Source organism: Fulvivirga aurantia (genome assembly GCF_009711475.1).
In the GTDB taxonomy this organism is placed as follows: domain Bacteria; phylum Bacteroidota; class Bacteroidia; order Cytophagales; family Cyclobacteriaceae; genus Fulvivirga; species Fulvivirga aurantia.
Genome location: NZ_SMMD01000935.1, coordinates 1 through 21,951, shown reverse-complemented (window position 1 = coordinate 21,951; position 21,951 = coordinate 1). Strand labels below are relative to the sequence as shown.

The following is a 21,951-nucleotide window of genomic DNA, read 5'->3' as shown; positions in this document are numbered from 1 at the left end:
AGATATATCCATATTGATGATATTGGCAATATCCTTCAAAATCATAGGCCTTAACTTACTCTCGTCACCTTCCTGAAAATACTCATATTGAAAATTCAATATAGCATTCATCGTATTTAACAAGGTGTGCTGCCTCTGTTTGATGGCATCGATAAACCATTTGGCCGCATCGAGCTTTTGCTTAACAAAACTTACAGTGTCTTTGAGTTTTTTGTCACTCTTATCGCTTTTGTCATAAGCCTTGAGCATCTCAGAATAAGACCTGCTGACCTTTAGTTCCGGAGCATTTCGAGAGTTGAGCGCCAACTCCAATTTTCCATTGTCATTACTCAGGATAAAATCTGGAATTAAATATTGAGTGCGCGCCAAACCAGCTGAGCTTCCTCCTGGTTTTGGATTAAGCTTTCTAATAAAATCTATCGCGTCTTTGATATAATCCTCGTCTTCAAGATCAAGTTTTTTCATGATCTTGCTGTAGTGCTTTTTAGTAAACTCATCGAAGCACTCTTCTATTATTTTTTTTGAGACTACTACATCAATGCTATTGCTGCTCCTCTCCTTTCGCTCTAATTGAAGCAATAAACACTCCTGCAAATCACGTGCTGCAATTCCTGGAGGGTCAAAATTCTGGATCTTTCTTAAAATTTCTTCTACCTCATCTATTTCGGTATCAATGTTTTGAGAAAATGCCAGGTCGTTGATAATTGCCTCTAAATCCCTTCTGATATAACCATCTGACTCTATGCTTCCGATTAGCTGCTTGCCTATAGCGTATTGTCTTTCATCCAATTTGAGATATCCGAGCTGATCCATGAGTCGCTCGTTGAGTGTAGAGTGCATGGCAATGGGCATGTCACGGTCTTCTTCGTTGTCACCATCACCCTGCATTTTATAGCCACTAAAATCATCATCACGGAGGTAATCATCCACATCGAGTTCGGGCTCTTCTTTTACATCATCCTCCTGATATTCGTCTTCAATATCATCAGGTTCCTCTTTCCCCTCTTCCAGGGCAGGATTCTCCTCTAACTCCTCTTCAATTCGCCCTTCAAGCTCAGCTGTAGGCACCTGCAACAGCTTGATAAACTGTATCTGCTGTGGCGATAATTTTTGTTGTAAACTTTGGGTTAAACCAAGCTTCTGCATTCGTTGAAAATCCTTAAAATGTGGTCTTACTAAATTTACGTCAAAGTTATTATATTTCAACTATTCTTTGAAAAAAAGCACAAATTATCGTTTTTTTGCGGCTTTTACACCCAAGTAACCTGGGTCATTAATCATCTCAATTTTAGATAGTTGTGGGAACACTTAAAAGAACAAAAATCAGCGACATTTTAAGCCAACCAGTTATTGGCGAACAAGTCAATATTAAAGGTTGGGTGCGTACTTTCAGAAGTAACAGATTCATCGCCATTAATGATGGTTCCACAATAAATAACTTACAGGCCGTTGTCGATTTTGAAAATTTTGACGAAGCCTTACTCAGGAGGATAAACACGGGTGCGTGTGTTTCTGTTATCGGAAAGTTGGTAGAATCTCAGGGTAAAGGTCAGCAGGTGGAAGTTGTGGTAGATGAGTTAGATGTAATCGGTGATGCCGATGCCGAAAAATACCCTTTGCAACCTAAAAAGCACTCGTTAGAATTTCTTAGAGAAAAGGCTCACCTGAGGGTAAGAACAAGCACGTTTGGCGCTATTTATCGCATAAGACATGCGATGATTTTTGCAGTGCATAAGTTCTTTACAGAAAAGGGGTTTTACAACGTACATACGCCAATTATCACTGGTTCTGATGCCGAAGGTGCTGGCGAGATGTTTAGAGTAACTACGCTCGACCCGACAAACCCTCCGAAAACTGAAGAAGGTGAAGTAAATTACAAGGAAGATTTCTTTGGCAAAGAGACTAATCTGACTGTCTCGGGCCAGCTCGAAGTAGAAACTGCTGCTTTAGCCCTTGGTGAAGTTTATACTTTCGGCCCTACATTTAGAGCAGAAAACTCCAACACCTCACGTCACCTGGCAGAATTCTGGATGATTGAGCCGGAGATGGCTTTTTACAACATCAACGACAACATGGATTTGGCTGAAGAGTTTGTAAAATACCTGGCCAAATATGCTTTAGAAAATTGCAAAGAAGACTTAGATTTTCTTAATAAAAGAGGCATTGATGAGGACAAACAAAAACCTCAAAATGAAAGAAATGAGCTGAGTTTATTAGAGAGGCTTGAATTTGTAGCCAACAATGAGTTTGTACGTATTACGTATACTGAGGCTATCGATATTTTGAAAAACTCTAAGCCAAATAAAAAGAAGAAATTCCAGTACCTCATCGAAGATTGGGGGGCGGATTTACAATCTGAGCATGAGCGTTTTCTAGTTGAAAAACATTTTAAAAAGCCGGTTATTCTTTACAACTACCCTAAAAACATCAAGGCTTTTTATATGAGAGCAAATGATGATGATAAAACCGTAGCTGCCATGGATGTATTATTCCCGGGCATTGGTGAGATTATAGGTGGTTCACAAAGAGAAGAGCGATATGACGTACTTAAGGCACGTGTAGATGAAATGGGCATACCAGAGGAAGATCTTTGGTGGTATTTAGAGCTGCGAAAATATGGCTCAGCACCTCACAGTGGCTTTGGATTAGGCTTTGAAAGATGGATGCAGTTTGTGACCGGAATGACAAACATCCGAGATGTGATACCTTTCCCAAGGACTCCGGACAATGCAGAGTTTTAAAAAAAGATATAAAGACAGGCGGATTCAAAGTAATAAAAAAGGCACCAAATGGTGCCTTTTTTATTACTGCTAGTTTGTTGTTTCTATCGCTTCAGAAACTTATAGGTCTCCCGGAATTTCTGTTTATCGTCTTTAATGGCCAATAGATAATAGCCAGTTGGTAAATCTTCAACTTTAACTTTAAAATTATTTTCATCTACCTGCTCAATTTCTACCTCAACCACATTGCCTATGATGTTGTGCACGGTGAACTTGACATCTTTCAGATTAGAATTTGCAATTTCTACGCTTAAGTAATCTACCGTAGGATTAGGAAAAAGCCTTACTTTATTTATCGTTTCAAGCTTTTCGTTTTCAAATCTATCTAGCTCACCCATTTGCTGAGCAAACGTAGATCCTCCGATAAAAGCGGCAAGAACTATGAGTATTGCAATTCTAAAAAATTTCATAGGCAGTAATTTTACACATTCAGCAACAAAAATCAAACCACTATTCCTTTAAGTGCAATTTTGCTCGTTGTTTGACGTTGCAGTCTCTACACCAATACGGTTAATGACCCATTTTGGTTATAGTTTTCTTACTCTGACAGTATTTACCTATTCATGCTTGATAAAAGCATGTGGTAGTTGGTCAACAATATCAGATGCTTTCATGGCATATTTCCCGTATTTCTCCGCAGCCAAATCACCAGCCGCTCCATGCATAAAAACACCTAGAAGTGCAGCCTTAAGTGGTTCGTAGCGTTGAGCACAAAGTGCTGTAATGATCCCGGTAAGCACATCTCCACTACCTCCGGTAGCCATGCCCGCATTTCCTGTACTGTTAAAAAAAGTCTGACCATCTGGTGCTACAATCACAGTATGAGCACCTTTCACAACCACGATTAGCTTATGCTCTCTGGCAAGTGCTCTTTGCTTTTCAAGCCTTTCAAAGTCATTATCAAAGGCCCCAACTAATCTTTCAAATTCTTTTGGGTGAGGTGTAATAATCGAATTTTCCGGTAGCATTTCAAGAATTTCTCGATGCTCGGCAATCAGATTGAGCGCATCAGCATCTAGTACAATGGGCTTATCAAAGGCTCTTACTACTTCAATAAGGCTCATCATTGTTTCTTGCTCTTTCCCTATACCCGGACCAATTCCAACGACATCATAGTTCTCAACATCGGGGCAGGTAGTTAGGAAATGATCTCCCTCATCTACAATGCACATAGCCTCTGGCAATCCCGATTGGATAATATCATAACCGCAGCTTGGAATATACATGGTAAGCAAACCAACACCAGATCTCAGAGAACCTCCGCCAGAGAGTAAAGCCGCTCCCATTTTACCAAAACTACCACTCAATATCAGGGCACGGCCGTTTGACCCCTTATGGTCAAATTTATTCTTTGGCTTGAGCCACTCACCAATCATTTCTGAAACCAGGTAGTGATTACTCGTTTCTGTTTGCCTTATTTTTTCTTCTGATAGACCAATTGAAACTCTGTGCCATTCACCCACATATGTGGCGTTTTCCGGCATTAGAAAGGCAAGTTTGGGCAATTGAAAAGTAATGGTGTGCGCTGCGTGGATCACAGCTCCTTTTTCGTAAGGAGAGTCTGCAAACAAGCCCGAAGGTATATCAATAGCTATCACCTCCGCTTCAGAAGCATTGATTTTAATTATTACATCAGCATAAATGTCTTCTACAGGCCTGGATAAACCAGACCCAAAAATCCCATCAATCATTATATCAAACTCTGAGAAGTCCGGCAACTCGGTATTATTTGATATGTCTCTAATATCGGAAAGCTGAAGCAGCCTTTCTTTGTTTGTTTCAAAATCATCTGATCCTGATTTTTTGCTATCGATTATAAATGTTTTGACATCATACTTTCTGTTAATCAACATACGGGCAATCGCCAACCCATCACCACCATTGTTGCCTCTACCGCAAACCACAGCCACCTTCTTTTTTGGACTAACTAATTCAAAAAAAGAATCAACGAAAGCCGTGGCCGCCCTTTCCATCAAGTCGATTGAGGCTATAGGCTCGTTTGCTATGGTGTATTTGTCTAAATCCTGGGTTTGCTTTGCAGAAAGTATTTTCATATCATCTATCTACTTCTCCTAAAACTATATCGATAGAACCAAAAATCGCAATTAAATCTGCCATCATGGCGCCTTTAGAAATCTCAGATATTACAGAAAGGTTTACAAAACAACATGACCTGGCTTTACACCTAAAAGGTATATCGCTTCTTCCATCTGCTCTAAAGAAATAGCCTAATTCACCTTTTGGGTTTTCAGCTCTTACATATAGATCCTGCTTTGCAGGTCTTATTTTCTTAGGCACCAATGCTTGCGGATCGAACTCCCTGGTTCGTTTGTGATCTCCCATGAGCTGATCGAGACACTGGCTTATGATTTTTAAAGATTCTCTTATTTCTCTTACTCTTACATCTGTCCGATCCCAACAGTCACCCACCTGCCCCATTTTACCCTCGCCAACAGGTATATTGAAGTCTAACTCCGGGTAGACAGAATAGCTATCGACTTTTCTTAAATCATATTTTAACCCAGAACCCCTCAGCATTGGGCCTGTCACTCCGTAATTTATAGCCAGATCGAGAGGTAGTACACCAACATTGGCAGTACGCTCGACAAAAATTTTATTGTTGATCACCAGTGATTCCAGCTCATCAATTTTCGGAGATAAATAAGCCACTAGTTCACGGCAGCGCTCTTCAAAACCTACAGGAAGATCATAAAATAGCCCACCAACCCAGATATAATTGTAAAGCATACGTGCTCCGCAAACCCATTCCAGCATACGTAGGATATGCTCTCTATCACGTATCATCCAAAAGAATGGTGTGAAAGCGCCAATATCCATAGCGTAGGTACCTACAGCTACAAAGTGAGAAGCAATACGATTTAATTCTGCTACCAGCACCCTAATAAACTCAACTCGCTTAGGAATTTTGTCTTCTATACCGAGCATGCGCTCGACACCCATGGCATAGGCATGTTCAGAATTCATGGCTGCCAGGTAATCCATACGATCTACATAAGGTATGATTTGATTGTACGGCAGTGATTCAGCGTGTTTTTCAAAGCAGCGATGTAGATAGCCCAAATGAGGAACCACATCTTTAATTGTCTCCCCTTCTGTAAGTACTTCGAGCCTTAAAACACCATGAGTAGATGGGTGCTGAGGCCCGAGGTTAATGACAAACTCTTCAGATTTAAGGTCAGCCTCTTTAAATTTATTTGGCTCTGATTTAATCAGATTATCAGGCTCGTATTGATATTGGATCTTGTTGCTCAAAACTAATATTCAACTTTTATACCTCTGTAATACTTCTGATGTTTATAGTCCTTCTTTAAAGGATGCCCTTCCCAATCAGCCGGAAGTAAAATTCTTCTCAAATCGGGGTGACCAATAAAATCTATTCCTAATAAATCATAGGCTTCACGCTCCTGCCAGTCAGCGGTTTTCCAAATTTCGGTGACTGAATCTATTTGTGGCTGCTCTCGTGGCAACTCTACTTTAAGCATCAGATGCACGTCAAAAGGTATACTGTATAAATTGTACGCAACCTCCATGGTGTTAATCTCAACTCCATTGTCTATGCCTGTAATACAGGAAAGCATATCGAAATATGTCTTTTCGTTTGAGAAAAGGAGTTTACAGACATCCTTTAGAAAACCAGGCTCGATGATAAGCGCTTTAGGGCTTGATTTCTCATCTTCACCTATCACCGCTTGAGGAATGGCCTTATTAATGAGCTCTCTTATTTCTGAAATGTTCATACCGCCTGTTTTTTCATGAGTTTCTCTAAAGCCTTTGGCGCCATAAGTGATTGGTCTCTGATTTTTTCCTGCAGCTTAAGCAGCCCTCCGATCAGCGCTTCTGGTCTTGGTGGACAACCAGGTACATAGACATCCACTGGAATAATTCTGTCAACACCTTTGACCACATGATAGCCGTGCTCCCAATATGGTCCACCACAATTTGAGCAGCTACCCATTGAGATCACATATCTTGGCTCAGCCATTTGCTCATATAAACGCTTAATTCTATCCGCCATTTTAAAGGTGACGGTCCCTGCTACAATCATGACATCGGCTTGTCGTGGTGTGGCTCTCGGAGCCATACCAAAACGATCCATATCATACACAGTAGTACCTGTACTCATAAACTCTATGGCACAGCAAGCAAGTCCGAAAGTCATAGGCCACATAGATGACAGTCTGGCCCAATTGAGCAGATCGTCTACCTTCGTCACAAATACTCCCCCACTATTAAACTGTTTATCTAGTAAACCCATTCTTATTATATTTTAAGCTATGTGCTAGCTATATCTTTCATTAATTTGATCGTAAAGTTTCCTTGGAACAGGAGATTTAAAATCTTTCTCACCTTCAACTGTAGGTTTTGGCCACTCCAGAAAACCTTTTGCCCAGGCATAAGCTAAACCCAGTGCTAAGACCAAAATAAATATGACCATTTCGATTAATGCAAACCAACCCCATGTACCTTCTGTTTGAGCTATAAGGTCAGCATTTCCAAACACAGTAGCCCAGGGAAAAAGAAACACGATCTCCACTTCAAAAAGCAAAAAAATTATTGCAATAAGATAAAATCTTACCGGAAACCTTACCCAGGCATTTCCCAAGGGCTCCTCCCCACTTTCATAAGTAGACAACTTCTGATCATTGGGTCGTGAGGGTCTGATGATATAGGCTGTAATCAAACCACCCATTACAAAAACCACTGCTCCTATCAAAAAAATGAGGATCGTGCCGAATTCAGAAAGTTGCTGTTCTTCCATATGATCAAATATAACAAATACAGTAGTCATGGTTAACCGCATTTACAAAACAAAATATCAGACGACACATATAGCTTATATCTATTGTTCTATAATAATTATTGATTTGAATTATAACTTAACCCTTCCCATATTTGTAGTGTTATAAAGAACAAAACAGAGAGAAAAGCTATGAAAAATACAGAATTGATCGACAAGTTAAATGTGCTATTGTCTGACTATCAAATATATTATCAAAACTTAAGAGGGTTTCACTGGAACATCCAGGGGAAACATTTCTTTCAGCTTCATGAGAAATTCGAAGAGTTGTATCTAGACACTGCGGCTAAAGTAGATGATATTGCCGAACGTATTTTAACCATTGACGGTAAGCCTTTGCACAGCTTTGAAGATTACGTATCGACATCTACAATTAAAGCTAAAAAAAATGTACACGATGGTGAAGGTGCTGTCTCGGGTATAAAATCTGATCTGGAAGAGTTGGTAAAACTACAGACTGAGATAAAAGATATGGCCGGTGAAGCAGGTGACAATGCAACTGAAGATCTCATGATCGGCTACAATGAATTCCAACAAAAAGTACACTGGATGATGAAGGCGTGGTTGAAGTAATCAATTAACAATGTACAATTAGCAATGAGCAATTATGATAATGGTTCATTGCTAATTGCTAATTGAATCACCCTGCCCAACCTTCTCGGTCCAGACTTCGGTATTGAATAGCTTCTGCTAAGTGTTCGATTTTTATATCTTCAGAGCCTGCCAAATCAGCGATTGTACGAGACACTTTTAATATTCTATCATATGCTCGGGCTGACAGACCTAATTTCTCCATAGCCGTTTTGAGCAAGGTTTTACCAGCTTCGTTAATCTGACAAACCTCTTTTACCATCTGAGAAGGCATCATTGCATTACAATGTAACTCATTGCTATGATCAAACCGTTTGTGCTGTAACTCTCGAGCACTGATTACGCGTTTCCTGATATCATCACTACTTTCAGATTTGCGATTAGCGGTCATTTCATCAAAAGATACCGGAGTTACTTCTACATGCAAATCAATACGATCGAGTAAAGGCCCGCTGATTTTGCTTAAATAGCGCTGCACTACGCCCGGTGAACATACACATTCCTTTTCGGGATGGTTGTAATAACCACAAGGGCATGGATTCATACTGGCAATCAGCATAAAATTTGCCGGGTAATCAAGTGAAACCTTCGCTCTGGAGATAGTCACCCTTCGCTCCTCCATCGGTTGACGCATTACTTCAAGTACTGTTCGCTTAAATTCTGGCAGCTCATCTAAAAACAAAACACCATTATTTGCCAGTGATATTTCACCTGGTTGTGGATTCCCACCCCCTCCAACTAAGGCTACATCGCTAATTGTATGATGTGGAGAACGATAAGGCCTGGTTGAAATGAGAGACGCGTTGGTACCCAGCTTACCCGCTACAGAATGAATTTTGGTAGTTTCTAACGCTTCGTGTAATGATAAGGGTGGCAAAATAGAAGAAAGTCTTTTCGCGAGCATGGTTTTACCAGCTCCCGGAGGACCAATCATGATTACATTATGACCTCCTGCTGCTGCAATTTCGAAGGCTCTTTTAATATTCTCCTGACCCTGCACATCTTTAAAGTCGACAGGATAATTGTTGAGCTCGGCCATAAACACATCGCGGGTGTCTATTTCTAGTGGCTCAATTTCCTTTGTTCCCTCAAAAAAACCAATGGCTTCTTCCAGGGTATCTACACCGATTACATCAAGATCATTGACAATTGCCGCTTCCTTTGCGTTTTCTTTGGGAAGAATAAAGCCTTTAAACTTATGCTTTCGTGCTTCAATAGCAATAGGCAATACTCCTTTGATAGGTCTCATTTTACCATCGAGAGAGAGCTCACCCATAATGATGTAGTTCTCCAATTCATCTGCCTTTATTTGTGCAGATGCTTTAAGAATATTGAGAGCGATGGGTAAGTCGTAGGCGCTACCTTCTTTTTTGATATCTGCCGGAGCCAAATTCACCACAACTTTTTGTCGTGGCATCATAAAGCCGTAATGTTTTACAGCAGCCTCTACCCTATGTTCGCTCTCTTTTACTGCACTATCCGGCAGGCCACTCATCCAGAATTTTGTTCCCTGACCTACATTTACTTCTATAGTAATTAGCTTTGCATCAACACCGTATACGGCTCCGCCATACGTCTTCGCAAGCATAAAGTCTTAGGATTGTTTCTCTATCAATAAGATTAGAACGTGGATGATTTTAATGTGTATTTCCTGAATTCGGTCTGCATATCCGTAGTAAGGTACACGAATTTCGAGATCAGCTATCTCTCCCAGCTCACCACCACTATTGCCGGTAAGCGCGACAACTTTCATACCCTTTCTTTTGGCAGCTTCAGCAGCACGCACAACATTTTTTGACTTGCCACTGGTGCTAATTGCCATCAATACGTCACCCTCTGACCCTACACCATTCACATAGCGAGCATATACCTGGTCAAAACCGTAATCATTACCAACACATGAGATGTAACTTGGGTCAGAAATGGCAATGGCCGGCAGTGGATTTCTATCATCTCTGAATCTACCAGTGAGCTCTTCTGCAAAATGCATGGCATCACAATGTGAACCACCATTACCGCACGAAATCACTTTATTTCCGTCCTTAAAAGCAGAAATTAACAGCTCAGCTGCCCGATCTATCTTTTGAAAATTGGATTGATCCTGTAAAAAATCATCTAAAACATCAGATGCCTGTAGCAACTCATGTTTAATCATAGACATGCTATCCATAAAAATTATTCTTTGTCTCTGAAGGTATCTGAACTACCTTCTTCGCTTGATTCTTCTGAAGAGGTTGCAGCAGGAGTGCTTGAGGCATGCTCAAGGTCAAACATTTTTGCTTTGAGTGAATTTACCTCGTTTTCCAGCTTTTCTTTTTTCTGTTTATGATTTCTCACCTCCATAGTTATAATCACCATGTTGATGATAAACAAAATCATACCGGCTACTGCTGCATAGATCATGATGGTCATATTAGCTCTGAGCTTTAATAAAAACTCAAAGTCCTCTGATCTATAATTGACGTAGATTGCAACGCCAAGGAGCAACACATGAAATAGAAAATAGACGATGTAGAATATTGACTTAGGTTTTTTCATGTGAGTTAACTTTATAATTTAAAAAGATCATTTGAAATATTATTGAGCGGATAAGCCAACTTTTTTAACTCTGTTACCGGCTCTTTTCAATGATCAAATTTACAATAGACATATTTTTAGCAATGGCGTTAAAAGTACAAAATTCCGTTAAGTATTCTGCATAGCACTTAACTTTTTGTACATCCCTTCTTTGGCCACTAATTCATCGTGAGTACCGCGCTCGATAATTTCTCCATTTTGAATCACAACTATTTCATCTGCATGCTGAATGGTACTCAATCTATGCGCAATAACTATCGATGTGCGGTTTTTCATCAAATTGGCCAAAGCCTCCTGCACAAGTCGCTCAGACTCAGAATCTAGTGCCGATGTAGCCTCATCTAAAATCAATATAGGAGGATTTTTCATTACAGCCCGAGCAATACTTACCCTCTGCCTTTGTCCGCCAGAGAGCTTAAGACCTCGGTCGCCAATATTAGTTTGGTAGCCATCTTCTAGCTCAAGAATAAAATCATGAGCATTGGCAATTTTAGCAGCGTTTATAACGTCTTCTTCTTTCGGATTATCAATGCCAAAAGCAATGTTATTAAAAATTGTATCGTTGAAAAGTATAGACTCCTGGGTGACTATCCCCATCAGTTTTCTAACCGAATCGATATCGTATTCTTTAATTGATTTGCCATCAATTTTGATAGCTCCTTCCGTAGGATCGTAAAAGCGAGGAATAAGATCTGCTAAAGTAGATTTACCACCACCCGATGGCCCCACAAGAGCTACAGTATTTCCTTTTTTCACTTTAAGTGAAATGTTCTTGAGCACAGCCTCTTTTTCATAAGCAAAGGAGACATTATCAAACTCAAGGGCCTCCTCAAACTGCCCCACTGGCTTAGCCCCTGGTTGGTTTTGGATAGCCGGCACGGCATCTACCACCTTAAAAATCCTGTTACCGGAAGCTAAACCTTTTTGTACACCAGAGATACCTTGTGAGAATGCTTTTGCAGGTGAAATGATTTGTGAGAAAATGGCCAGGTAAGCTATAAATTCACTTGCTGATAGTGAAGATTCTGCATCAAGTACCAGTGAGCCACCTACATATAGTATAACCGTAACAATACCTACACCCAAAAACTCTGATACAGGTGAACCAAGCTCTCTTCTATAAGAATATGATAAGTTTACTTTTCTATAATAATCAGTCTCTTCATCTACTTTACTCTCTACATAATCTCGTGCATTAAACGCCTTGATGATGCGCATGCCACCCAATGTCTCATCAAGAATATTTACGATTCTGCCTAAAGACTCCTGGCTTTGAATAGCCTTTCGTTTAAGTTTCTTTACTATATAACCCAGGGCACCTCCCGCCAATGGAAGGATTAAAAGAGTAAAAAAGGTAAGTTTATATGAAATAATAAAGAGGGCAATGAAATAGAAAATGATGGTTGCCGGCTCTCTCAACAAGGCCTTTGGGCTATTTAACACAGAGGCTTCAACTTCTTGCACATCATTGGTTATACGAGAAATCAAATCTCCCTTTCTCTCGGTTGAGAAAAACCCCAAGTGCATGTGCGACACCTTATTATACACATCCATCCTCAGGTATTTCACCACATCAAGCCTTATTCTAGCGCTTATAACTGCCGCCAGATATCTAAAAATATTAGTCATGAGCACTGAGACCAATACAATCACGCAGACAAAAATAAGCGCCTGCTTTTCGCCATGTTGTTCTATTATTGAGGTAAATTGGTAGTTAAATGAATCAAGCAAGTAATCCATGCTGAAGGAAAATTCTTCAGGCTTTTCTACCGCCTCTGAAGGTGCTTGTTCAAAAAGCACATTGAGCAATGGAATGAGCATTGCCAGGTTAAAAACACTAAATAACACACTCAATAAAATGAACAAGATATATTGAGGTAAAAAGAGGCTTAGCTTCCTGGCGTAACTAAATATTCTAAAAAAAGTCTTCATACTGCACTAAATCGGCTGCAAGTTAGGTGTTAACTATTAAAACTCATTCAAACGCTGTGGAATATTCCACCTGATGGCCCCTGAAGTATAGTTAGTAGTGGCATCGTTGGCTGCGTCTTCACTATCGAGCTTCCTATAGGTATGAGACAAATCGATAAACAAATTGTGACGCAACATGTATGAAAAAGAAAGGTTGCCATATAACAAATCGTTAGAAACGCCCTGCCCTATCTGATTATTGAAGTTCATTTGACGCGTCACATTGTTTTTCAGAATATCTCCTCCCCAGTTCTCATCAACACCATCAGTACCATATTCAGCTTTTATTAGTTTGGCCTTGATATTTAGTCGCGGAATTGGCTGAAAACGCATAATACCTACAATCTCATTGAAATTAGCGCCTAAAGGGTGTGCCAAAGACTGTTCATAGTGAGAGTAACTTCCATAAGGAGAACTATGAGAGTATGTATACGGTCTGGATAGATTCGCCTCAAGCTGTAGATCAAGGTTTTTTATACCAAATGCATTTATATACTCACCACCTATCTGTACGCCATATTTATTTGCCCACCAGCCTTCACCCTCCTTGATGTTTTCCAGTAAAAACTCATCTAATACTAGCTGCCCATAAATCGAAATACCTTTGAGCGCCAACCATTTAAAATCAAGACCTAATAGTGCGTTATCAGGGCTTCCGTTTTGCTGCTCCAGCGATCTGTAAAAAATGATTGGGTTTAAATATTGAATGTCAAAATCAGCACTTACACCAGTAGAATCAACGCCATATACCACGGATTCAAAAATACCTATATTAAGCTTCTTAGATATGTTGATACTCAAATGGTGCATCGACATGTATTTAGATGGATAGCGATCGTTGCCCGTGAGACCGCCCGCATTACCAAAAACATCAGCCGTAAGCTGCGTGTATAGATTGGTGTAATTGATACGCCAGACTTTGGTATTCATTTTTAGAAAAAGGTAGGCAGGTGTATTATCAGACAAAATCATTGAGCGAAAACCATTACCCACTTTAAATCGATCGTGACCAAATTGCAAGTTGATATGCTTGGTGGCATTAAAGCTGAGGTATCCTCGTGCTGTAAAAAAATCTACTCCATTACTTTTAAAATCTTTCCAGAAACCCTCTTGAGGCACGACTATATTTTCTGCAATACCATCTCTTACATACTCAGGAAAAATCACCTGATTTTCTCCAATAAAACTGTAAAAAGAGACTTTTTTATCTACCATGCCTCTAACCTCAACACCTCTCGTATTTATAAATGTATTTTGCTCAGCCGCTGTCTCCATACCACCACCTAAATGCAATACAGGGTTGACATGCAAATCAAAATCGGGCTCATCTACATGGTATAAATCAGACTTGACCTTATAAAAATGCTTAAGAATAGGCTTTTTACTTTCGTTATAAGCAGAATCAGCCCACTCCCAATTATCGTTAATGAGATAATTAACATTATACCGATCAACTTTTGAGAGATCATTAGACCGCCTTACCTTTTCCATAAAGCTTGCTATGTTTTCTCTCTGGTAGGCACGCCATGAGCTGTGAAAATCTTCACTTAATCTGCCAGATTGTATTTCATAGCGATCTATCCAGTGATAATTATCTTCATTGAGTGGCGCATTTACACTTTGAGAAAAGGAAGAAGTGAAGGGAATCAGGAAAAATAAACCGATTAAATATCTCATTAAATAAGGGTTGTAATAAGCCGTATGGCTGAAAAAAAATGTTTCTGGGACTATATCCTCTCAGTATTATAAAAGGTAAGTACAAATAAAGTAATTTTTGTGTTTATATTTGCAGTATAAAGTTTTCAAATGCTTTGTGTGTAAAAGTTATTTAGTTAACTTTGTGCCCTCTTTTGGAGACAGTGAAAAGAAAAGGTATAAAGAAATGAAAAAAGATATACACCCAGATTACAGAGAAGTTGTTTTTTATGACACTTCAAGCGATACTAAATTTATGACGAAGTCTACTATGTCGTCAGATGAGACTATCAAGTGGGAAGATGGTAATGAGTATCCGCTTATCAAAGTGGAAGTGAGCTCTGCATCGCACCCTTTCTACACTGGTAAGAAATTGTTTGTTGATACAGCTGGTAGAGTTGAGAAGTTCAACAAAAAATACAAGAAGAAGTAATTACTTCTACTCGTAAAGCATTTTAATTTAAAGGTCTTCAGGATGAGCTTATCTTGAAGACTTTTTTATTTTTGTGCTCATGAATATTATCCTCTTTGACGAGACCAAGATCCGTCAATCATTACTGCCACTTACATTTACAAGACCTGTTGCCGAAATAAGAGTTGGCATACTTACTATCAGTGAAAAATGGGAGTATAGACTTAATGGTCAGGTCTCATTCTCAACTGAGAAATACCTCTCCGAGAAATATCCATTAATCGAAGGTGAAGATAACCTGTTTATAAATGGCGGGCTCTGCCCCAATGATGGTTTATTAATAGCTATCGATACATTATCCACCGGAGAAGCATTAGTAAGCAACGATACCATACTTGCTGCAAAAAGCACAAAATCAAACTCTGAAGATTTAGCTTCTCTAAAACAAGTAGCTTTTGATGGAGATTACACACTCATAGCTGAGCCATGGCATATTTTCAAGCAAAATGCCGCCCAGATTAAAGAAGATTTTACGCAAATCACAAAAAACCGTGTTTCTGCTGACCTCATAGATGCACATACCGTTGTTTATGGCAAAGAAAACTTGTTTATAGAAGAAGGCGCTTCCATTAGAGCTGCGGTTATCGATGCAGAGAGCGGGCCGGTATATATTGGCAAAAATGCACAAGTACACCCTGGAGCTATCATCAAAGGTTCTTTTGCGCTATGTGAGAGCTCACACGTAAACATGGGTGCAAAAATAAAAGGCGATTCCACTATAGGCCCTTTCAGTAAAGTCGGTGGAGAAGTTAGCAACTCCGTCATTTTTGGCTATAGCAACAAAGGTCATGACGGTTTTATAGGCAATTCTGTGATTGGAGAGTGGTGTAACCTTGGTGCAGACACCAATACATCAAACCTTAAGAATAACTATGCCAACGTGAAAATTTGGGATTATTCTACCGGACGATTTAAAGACACGGGTGAAATGTTCTGCGGGCTAATTATGGGCGACCATAGTAAATGCGGCATCAACACCATGTTTAATACCGGTACCGTAGCTGGTGTATCTGCCAATATATTTGGCGCAGGCTTTCCACGTAATTTTATACCATCATTTGCCTGGGGTGGATCTAACGGTTTTACAACTTATCAATTACGGAAAGTGAAAGAAGTAGCTGAGAAAGTAATGGAAAGAAGGCAAATGGTTTATGATGAAACGGAGCATAATATAATGTCTGAAATATTTGAACAAACTGCTGCCAATAGAATCTGGGAGAAAAATAAATAATATGCTCTTCTCAAAAATACACGGTCTAGATGAAGTAAAGACAAGGCTGGTAAATGCTGCCAAAAATGACCAGGTGGCGCATGCTCAGCTGTTTTTAGGTAAACCAGGAAGCCCAAATTTAGCAATGGCTCTGGCCTATGCGGCATTTCTTAATTGTGAAAACAGAACAGAAGAAGGTGCCTGTGGCAGTTGTCCGTCTTGCCTCAAAAATCAAAAATATGTGCATCCCGATGTGCATTTCGTCTTCCCGGTAAGCTCAACTAAAAAAGTGACCGGCAAGGATGTAGTGAGCAACAGCTTTTTGAAAGAGTGGCGACAATTTCTTATAGAAAACCCATATGGAGATTTAAATACCTGGTCCGGGTACTATGGTGGTGAAGACAAACAGGTAAATATCAGTAAAGAAGAAAGCCGTCAGATCATTAAGAACCTTTCACTCAAAGCCTTTGAGGGCAAATACAAAGTAATGATCGTGTGGCTACCTGAATTTATGCACCCATCCGCTGCTAATGGTATTTTAAAGATATTAGAAGAGCCACCGGAAAGCACTATTTTCCTATTAGTTTCTAACGATAGCGAACGGCTACTGACGACCATCTTGTCACGAACACAAATCGTAAACATTCCGATGTTCGCTGATGAAGATATTAGAAATATTCTTACCAATAGCCATGGCATTGATGCAGGCAAGGCCGAAGAAGTAGCTCACTTAGCAGATGGTGATATCTCAAAGGCATTTAGACTTTCTAACAACCTGGAAGATGATAACCAGCAGATATTTGCCGACTGGATGAGAGATTGCTTTAAAAGAGATTTTGCCAGCTTGGTAAAGCGCGCTGACACATACCATGGCATGAATAAGTTGGCCCAAAAGAGCCTTTTACAATTTACATTAAATATTTTGAGAGAAACATTGGTGTATATTCCTGCCCGGGAAGTAGCACGTACAGGAGGCAAAATCAATGAGTTTGTAGACAAGTTTAGCAAAGTGATGGATGCTAACAAGATTGAAAAAATAGCCAAACTTGTAAACGAAGCTCATTATCATATTGAACGAAATGCGAGTCCTAAAATGACATTTTTAGACCTATCGCTTCAAATTGCTCGAATCATTAAATAATGGATAAAATAAGAATAGGCACCCGAGGTAGTAAATTGGCATTATGGCAAGCTTACCATATTCAAGATTTGCTCAAACAAGGCGGTATTGACAGTGAGATTGTAACTATTGAGACAAAAGGAGACAAAATACTTGATGTATCAATAGCCAAAATCGGTAGTAAAGGTGTCTTTACAGAAGAAATTGAAGACCAACTAGCTTCCGGGAATATTGATATTGCGGTACACAGCGCTAAAGACATGCAATCTGAACTACCTGACGGCTTTGAACTCATAGCTTTTACAGAACGGGAGGTGGTAAATGATGTATTAGTAGGCTTTGATAAGTCCGTATCCCTCGACAAAGAAGTAATTATAGGCACATCCTCTACACGTAGAGTGGCCACACTCAAGCACTATTATCCAAAGGTGAAAACTGTAGCCGTAAGAGGAAACCTGCAAACCCGCTTTAGAAAAATGGAAGAGGGAGCTTGCGATGCGATGCTATTGGCTTATGCCGGAGTGCATCGTATGGGGTACCATGATCGTATTATTCAAAAACTGTCATTAGATGAGTTTATACCCGCTGTAGGTCAGGGCTCAGTAACTATAGAATGCCACAGCCAACTACCACAGGAGAAGCGTGATGCGATTAGAAAGTATTGCAATCATGAGGAAACGGAATTAAGGCTTTTAGCAGAAAGAGCATACCTTAAAAAATTACATGGAGGCTGTAGTATTCCTGTATTTGCCCTTGCCACTCTTGAGGGTGATCAAATAAATATTAAAGGCGGTATTGTTGATCTGGCAGGAAAAGAAAGAATTGTAAAAAATATTTCCGGAGATAAATCAGATGCAAATTCAATCGGAACAGACTTAGCCGAAGAAGTACTTTCAGCGGGTGGTGATAGGATTTTGAGGGAGATTAGGAGGGAGTTAGGAAGTTAGATGTCAGAAGTGGGAAGTCTGAAGTCTGAAGTGGGAAGTGGGAAGTAGGAAGCAGGAAGATCGAAGGTGAAAGGCAGTAGCTGGGGGGCTAGTTTTATTTTTATAATTAAAATAGAATGAGTTTTAAATTTGAGAAATTGATTATCTGGCAAAAAGCCATGGACTATGGTGAAGAGATGCATCATTTAGCACTATCCTTCCCAAAGGATGAAGTCTATAACCTAAGCTCTCAATTAAGACGAGCAGCTGACTCTATTGCTTTGAATATTGCTGAAGGATCAACTGGGCAATCTAATCCGGAATTTAGAAAGTTCATGGGCTATTCTATACGGTCTCTTACTGAAGTAGTTACCTGTCTTCATAAAGCAAGAAGGAGAAACTATTTAAAGGAAGATCAGTTTTCAAATTTTTACAACGATGCATTTAATCTCATGAATATGATGTCTGCCTTTAAAAATAAAATCAAATAGTAAAACGCTCTCGACTTCGGACTTCCGACTTCCACATCAGTCTAAAAATGAAAAACATGAAAAATCTACTAACCAACAGGTTTTTGATAGTACTGGCCCTGGCAGTTCTCACCGCCTCCTGCACTACCGAGAAGGAATATCTGGTAACGATTAAGACAGACTATGGTGATATGCATGCCATCCTATATGATCAGACGCCTGAGCACAAGAAGAACTTCATCAAGTTGGCTAAGGAAGGCTTTTACGATAGTTTGCTTTTCCATAGAGTGATCGAAGATTTTATGATTCAGGGTGGAGACCCCAACTCAAAAACTGCTAAACAGCGAGAGCCATTAGGTTCTGGTGGGGTTGATTATACTATACCCGCAGAATTCAACGAAAATTTATTCCATAAGAAAGGTGCGCTATCAGCCGCGCGTCAGGGGGACAGAAGAAATCCTGAGAAAAGATCGAGTGGTAGCCAGTTTTATATTGTACAAGGCAAGAAGTTGACGAAAGAGGAAGTGACCACAGATATGGAGAAACTCAATAAGGCCATTGGAGCACTGCTGATGCGCACAGACTATACCGAAAAGCGCCTGGAACTCCAGCAGCTTTACGAAAACGAGCAGTTTGATGAGTATAGTAAAGAGGTTATGGAGTTAAGAAAAGATGTGGAAGAGGTGCTTAAAATTGATGTGAGTAAAAATGTAAGTCAGGAGCGAATTGATGCTTACACTAATGCTGGTGGTGTACCACATCTGGATGATACATATACTGTTTTTGGGCAAGTGATAGATGGACTGGAGGTGATTGATAAAATTGCTGCCCAGGAAACTTATAAATTGGGGCCAAGAAATCCGCTAACAGACCGACCAAAAGAAAACATTAGGTTTTACATTTCTGTTGATGAGATGCCAAAACGAAAAATAGAAAAAGAGTTTAACTACACATTCCCAGAAATAGAAGAATAAATGAAAATACTCATCACAGGTTCAAATGGTTTATTAGGTCAGAAGTTGGTCTCTTTGCTTACTTCTGAGTCTTCTGTAGAGCTAGTTGCCACCTCAAGAGGCGAAAATCGCTTAAGAGCAGCTAACTACGATTATGAATCTATGGATATTACCAACAAAGAAGAGGTGAAGTCCATCATAGAAAAACATAAGCCCAAAGTTGTAATCAACACGGCAGCGATGACGAACGTAGATGAGTGTGAAACCAAAAAAGAGGCATGCTGGAAATTAAATGTTGATGCTGTAGAGTACCTGGTGGATGCTTGCAATGAAATAGGAGCGCATCTTGTACATGTAAGTACAGACTTTATTTTTGATGGGACAAAAGGACCCTTGGAAGAAGATGAAGAGCCCAACCCGGTAAACTATTATGGAGAAAGTAAGCTCGCAGCAGAAAAACTCATTGAGGAAAAATGCGAATCCTGGGGTATCGCCCGTACGGTGTTGGTCTATGGCATTGCTGCTGACATGAGTAGATCTAATATTATTCTTTGGGTGAAAAAAAGCCTCGAAAACGGCAAAGAGATAAATGTTGTGAATGACCAGTGGCGCACCCCTACCCTCGCGGAAGATTTAGCCATGGGGTGTTATCTTATGGCCAAGAAAAAGGCCAAGGGCATCTACCATATAAGCGGCAAAGACATGCTTACCCCTTATGAAATAGCCATCAAAACTGCTGATCATTTCAAACTTGATAAGTCATTGATCACAGAAACCGATGGCTCCAAATTTCAACAGGAAGCAAAGAGACCCCCGAAAACAGGATTTGTGATTGATAAAGCCAAAAATGAACTGGATTATGACCCTCGAAGCTTTGAAGGTGGACTGAGTATTTTAGGCGAACAGCTGAAGAAACAGCAAAAACAGGAATGATGAGGTGAAGAGAGTAAGAATAGCTTTAACTTATGTTTTAATAACTTATTCAATCATTTTTGCTGTGCTTTATTCTCTTCAGACCAATCTAATATTTTATCCCGAAAAAATATCTGACGATTATGCGTATGATCTGAGGCTTAACGGTGAAGAGCATTTTATTAAAACTCAAGATGGGGAAACCATCAATGCACTCTACTTTGAAGGCGATAAATCGGAAACCATACTTTACTTCCATGGTAATGCCGGTAGCTTAAAAGATTGGCAGTATATATCTCAGGATTTCACTTCTCTTGGTTACAATTTCTTGATCATAGACTATCGGGGTTATGGTAAAAGTACAGGCTCAATCTCAGAAAAAGGACTTTATGAAGATGCTGAAGCCACTTTGAAATTTCTTCAAGACAATAAAAGCATCAACAAAGAGCAGGTCATCATTTATGGTCGATCTATAGGCTCTGGTGTGGCCACAGAACTAGCCAGTAAACACAAAACCAAAGGATTAATCCTTGAGTCACCATTTTCTAGTTTGAAAAAGCTCGCCAATCAAAAAATGCCCATTTTTCTGCCTTCACTTATCCTCAAATATCATTTCGATAACCTTAGCAAAATCAATAAGGTGAGCGGCCCAATTCTGATCGTACATGGCAGCAAAGACTCGCTGATTCCGGTTAGTCACGCGCAAACATTGCACAAACATTATACTGGCAAACAAAAATTATTGATCATACCCGGGGCTGATCATAATGACCTAAATGCCTTCCCCGAATACCACCGCGCACTGGCAGAAACGCTTACTCATTTCTTTTAGATTTTTCATTAGTTACTAAATAGTAGAACATATTTAATTAAGCTCCGTATATTAGTTCTACAATTTAGTATCAAATGAGTTGAATGGTCCAAGTTCCATTCGATCAAATTCAAATATTATGAAAGAAACGAAATTAGGTGAGTTTGAAGAGGTCATCCTTCTTCTGGTCGGGATTTTGAAAGAAGAGGCCTACACACTCAGAATAGCTGAAGAATTTGAAAGTCAGACCAAAAGATTAGTTTCCATTGGTGCTGTACACTCTGCACTGAATAGATTATCTGAAAAAGGTTTTTTAGAATCAGAAATGGGAGAAGCTACTGCCGAGCGAGGTGGAAGAAGAAAAAGAATCTTCAAAATCACAGCCGTTGGAGAGCGTACACTTGCTGAGGCAAGAAACTTCAGGATGTCTCTCTGGGATCAGTATCCTGGATTTGCGGTGGACTTTGTATCAGGATTTTAAACTTGATTTATAATCCTGTGAATCCTAAAACCCACAAAAAGCCTCCAAAGTATGCGGCTAAACTACTGCAGTGGTTTATCAGAGATGAGCTGGCGGAAGAAGTACTGGGCGATCTTGACGAAAAATTTTACAGAACAACACAAACTCAATCAACAACAAAAGC

24 protein-coding genes are annotated in these 21,951 nt (G+C 39.7%); 12 read left to right on the top strand and 12 right to left on the bottom strand.

Translation table 11 applies throughout. The annotated features are described in order from the left end of the window. Positions 1 to 1,146 (bottom strand): RNA polymerase factor sigma-54 (gene rpoN, locus E1176_RS18385; protein ID WP_155212511.1); only part of this gene is annotated, 1,146 nt, incomplete at its 3' end. 152 nt (positions 1,147 to 1,298) lie between these two features. Between rpoN and asnS the strand changes: the two genes are divergently transcribed. Then, positions 1,299 to 2,741, top strand: coding sequence for an asparagine--tRNA ligase (asnS, locus tag E1176_RS18380; RefSeq protein ID WP_185152874.1), 1,443 nt, complete (start codon positions 1,299 to 1,301; stop codon positions 2,739 to 2,741). 83 nt (positions 2,742 to 2,824) lie between these two features. Here the strand turns inward: asnS and E1176_RS18375 are convergent, their stop codons facing one another. The 6 genes from E1176_RS18375 to E1176_RS18350 all read right to left on the bottom strand — a co-directional run bounded on the left by E1176_RS18375 (position 2,825) and on the right by E1176_RS18350 (position 7,590). After that, positions 2,825 to 3,190 (bottom strand): T9SS type A sorting domain-containing protein, encoded by a 366-nt coding sequence (locus E1176_RS18375; RefSeq protein ID WP_155212510.1) that lies wholly within the window; start codon positions 3,188 to 3,190, stop codon positions 2,825 to 2,827. A gap of 147 nt (positions 3,191 to 3,337) precedes the next feature. Continuing rightward, the gene (locus tag E1176_RS18370; protein WP_155212509.1) at positions 3,338 to 4,834 is read right to left on the bottom strand and encodes an NAD(P)H-hydrate dehydratase; all 1,497 of its coding nucleotides are present in this window, start codon (positions 4,832 to 4,834) and stop codon (positions 3,338 to 3,340) included. 1 nt (position 4,835) lies between these two features. Then, the gene (locus E1176_RS18365) at positions 4,836 to 6,053 is read right to left on the bottom strand and encodes an NADH-quinone oxidoreductase subunit D (RefSeq protein WP_155212508.1); all 1,218 of its coding nucleotides are present in this window, start codon (positions 6,051 to 6,053) and stop codon (positions 4,836 to 4,838) included. Positions 6,054 to 6,055: 2 nt separating this feature from the next. Continuing rightward, entirely contained in the window at positions 6,056 to 6,538 is a 483-nt protein-coding gene (locus E1176_RS18360) for an NADH-quinone oxidoreductase subunit C (protein ID WP_155212507.1), read from the bottom strand. After that, positions 6,535 to 7,056, bottom strand: coding sequence for an NADH-quinone oxidoreductase subunit NuoB (nuoB, locus tag E1176_RS18355; RefSeq protein WP_155212506.1), 522 nt, complete (start codon positions 7,054 to 7,056; stop codon positions 6,535 to 6,537). Before nuoB ends, E1176_RS18360 begins: the two co-directional genes overlap by 4 nt. Positions 7,057 to 7,080: 24 nt before the next feature. Continuing rightward, positions 7,081 to 7,590: an NADH-quinone oxidoreductase subunit A gene (locus E1176_RS18350; RefSeq protein ID WP_246206151.1), complete on the bottom strand. Its 510-nt coding sequence runs from the start codon at positions 7,588 to 7,590 to the stop codon at positions 7,081 to 7,083. A 141-nt stretch (positions 7,591 to 7,731) separates the two neighbouring features. On the opposite strand from E1176_RS18350, the gene E1176_RS18345 reads away from it, so the two are divergent. After that, positions 7,732 to 8,172, top strand: coding sequence for a Dps family protein (locus E1176_RS18345; protein WP_155212505.1), 441 nt, complete (start codon positions 7,732 to 7,734; stop codon positions 8,170 to 8,172). Between the two features lie 67 nt (positions 8,173 to 8,239). Here the strand turns inward: E1176_RS18345 and E1176_RS18340 are convergent, their stop codons facing one another. From E1176_RS18340 to E1176_RS18320, 5 genes are all read right to left on the bottom strand, one after another. Beyond that, a complete protein-coding gene (locus tag E1176_RS18340) occupies positions 8,240 to 9,778 on the bottom strand; it encodes a YifB family Mg chelatase-like AAA ATPase (RefSeq protein WP_155212504.1) in 1,539 nt (512 codons plus the stop codon). 6 nt (positions 9,779 to 9,784) lie between these two features. Continuing rightward, on the bottom strand, positions 9,785 to 10,360 hold the full coding sequence (lpcA, locus tag E1176_RS18335; RefSeq protein WP_155212503.1) for a D-sedoheptulose 7-phosphate isomerase: 576 nt from the start codon (positions 10,358 to 10,360) through the stop codon (positions 9,785 to 9,787). A 5-nt stretch (positions 10,361 to 10,365) separates the two neighbouring features. After that, a complete protein-coding gene (locus tag E1176_RS18330) occupies positions 10,366 to 10,728 on the bottom strand; it encodes a hypothetical protein (protein WP_155212502.1) in 363 nt (120 codons plus the stop codon). A 147-nt stretch (positions 10,729 to 10,875) separates the two neighbouring features. Further along, positions 10,876 to 12,699: an ABC transporter ATP-binding protein gene (locus E1176_RS18325; protein WP_155212501.1), complete on the bottom strand. Its 1,824-nt coding sequence runs from the start codon at positions 12,697 to 12,699 to the stop codon at positions 10,876 to 10,878. 36 nt (positions 12,700 to 12,735) lie between these two features. Next, entirely contained in the window at positions 12,736 to 14,415 is a 1,680-nt protein-coding gene (locus E1176_RS18320) for a hypothetical protein (RefSeq protein WP_155212500.1), read from the bottom strand. A gap of 205 nt (positions 14,416 to 14,620) precedes the next feature. On the opposite strand from E1176_RS18320, the gene E1176_RS18315 reads away from it, so the two are divergent. The 10 genes from E1176_RS18315 to E1176_RS18270 form a co-directional block, all read left to right on the top strand. Further along, positions 14,621 to 14,866 carry a type B 50S ribosomal protein L31 gene (locus tag E1176_RS18315; protein ID WP_155212499.1) on the top strand — a complete coding sequence of 82 codons (246 nt, stop codon included), beginning with the start codon at positions 14,621 to 14,623 and terminating at the stop codon, positions 14,864 to 14,866. Between the two features lie 79 nt (positions 14,867 to 14,945). After that, on the top strand, positions 14,946 to 16,136 hold the full coding sequence (locus tag E1176_RS18310) for a GlmU family protein (protein WP_155212498.1): 1,191 nt from the start codon (positions 14,946 to 14,948) through the stop codon (positions 16,134 to 16,136). Between the two features lies 1 nt (position 16,137). Then, positions 16,138 to 17,256, top strand: a complete 1,119-nt coding sequence (locus E1176_RS18305; protein ID WP_155212497.1) for a DNA polymerase III subunit — start codon at positions 16,138 to 16,140, stop codon at positions 17,254 to 17,256. Further along, positions 17,256 to 18,182 (top strand): hydroxymethylbilane synthase, encoded by a 927-nt coding sequence (hemC, locus tag E1176_RS18300; protein WP_155212496.1) that lies wholly within the window; start codon positions 17,256 to 17,258, stop codon positions 18,180 to 18,182. Before E1176_RS18305 ends, hemC begins: the two co-directional genes overlap by 1 nt. A gap of 116 nt (positions 18,183 to 18,298) precedes the next feature. After that, complete coding sequence (locus E1176_RS18295; protein ID WP_155212495.1) at positions 18,299 to 18,652, top strand: four helix bundle protein; 354 nt, start codon at positions 18,299 to 18,301, stop codon at positions 18,650 to 18,652. Between the two features lie 56 nt (positions 18,653 to 18,708). Next, a complete protein-coding gene (locus tag E1176_RS18290) occupies positions 18,709 to 19,605 on the top strand; it encodes a peptidylprolyl isomerase (protein WP_246206149.1) in 897 nt (298 codons plus the stop codon). Continuing rightward, the gene (locus E1176_RS18285) at positions 19,606 to 20,517 is read left to right on the top strand and encodes an SDR family oxidoreductase (RefSeq protein ID WP_155212493.1); all 912 of its coding nucleotides are present in this window, start codon (positions 19,606 to 19,608) and stop codon (positions 20,515 to 20,517) included. A 64-nt stretch (positions 20,518 to 20,581) separates the two neighbouring features. Continuing rightward, a complete protein-coding gene (locus tag E1176_RS18280) occupies positions 20,582 to 21,328 on the top strand; it encodes an alpha/beta fold hydrolase (protein ID WP_155212492.1) in 747 nt (248 codons plus the stop codon). 118 nt (positions 21,329 to 21,446) lie between these two features. Next, positions 21,447 to 21,788, top strand: coding sequence for a PadR family transcriptional regulator (locus E1176_RS18275; RefSeq protein WP_155212491.1), 342 nt, complete (start codon positions 21,447 to 21,449; stop codon positions 21,786 to 21,788). 17 nt (positions 21,789 to 21,805) lie between these two features. Then, positions 21,806 to 21,951: permease prefix domain 2-containing transporter (locus E1176_RS18270; protein ID WP_155212490.1), on the top strand; the 146-nt coding region annotated here is incomplete at its 3' end.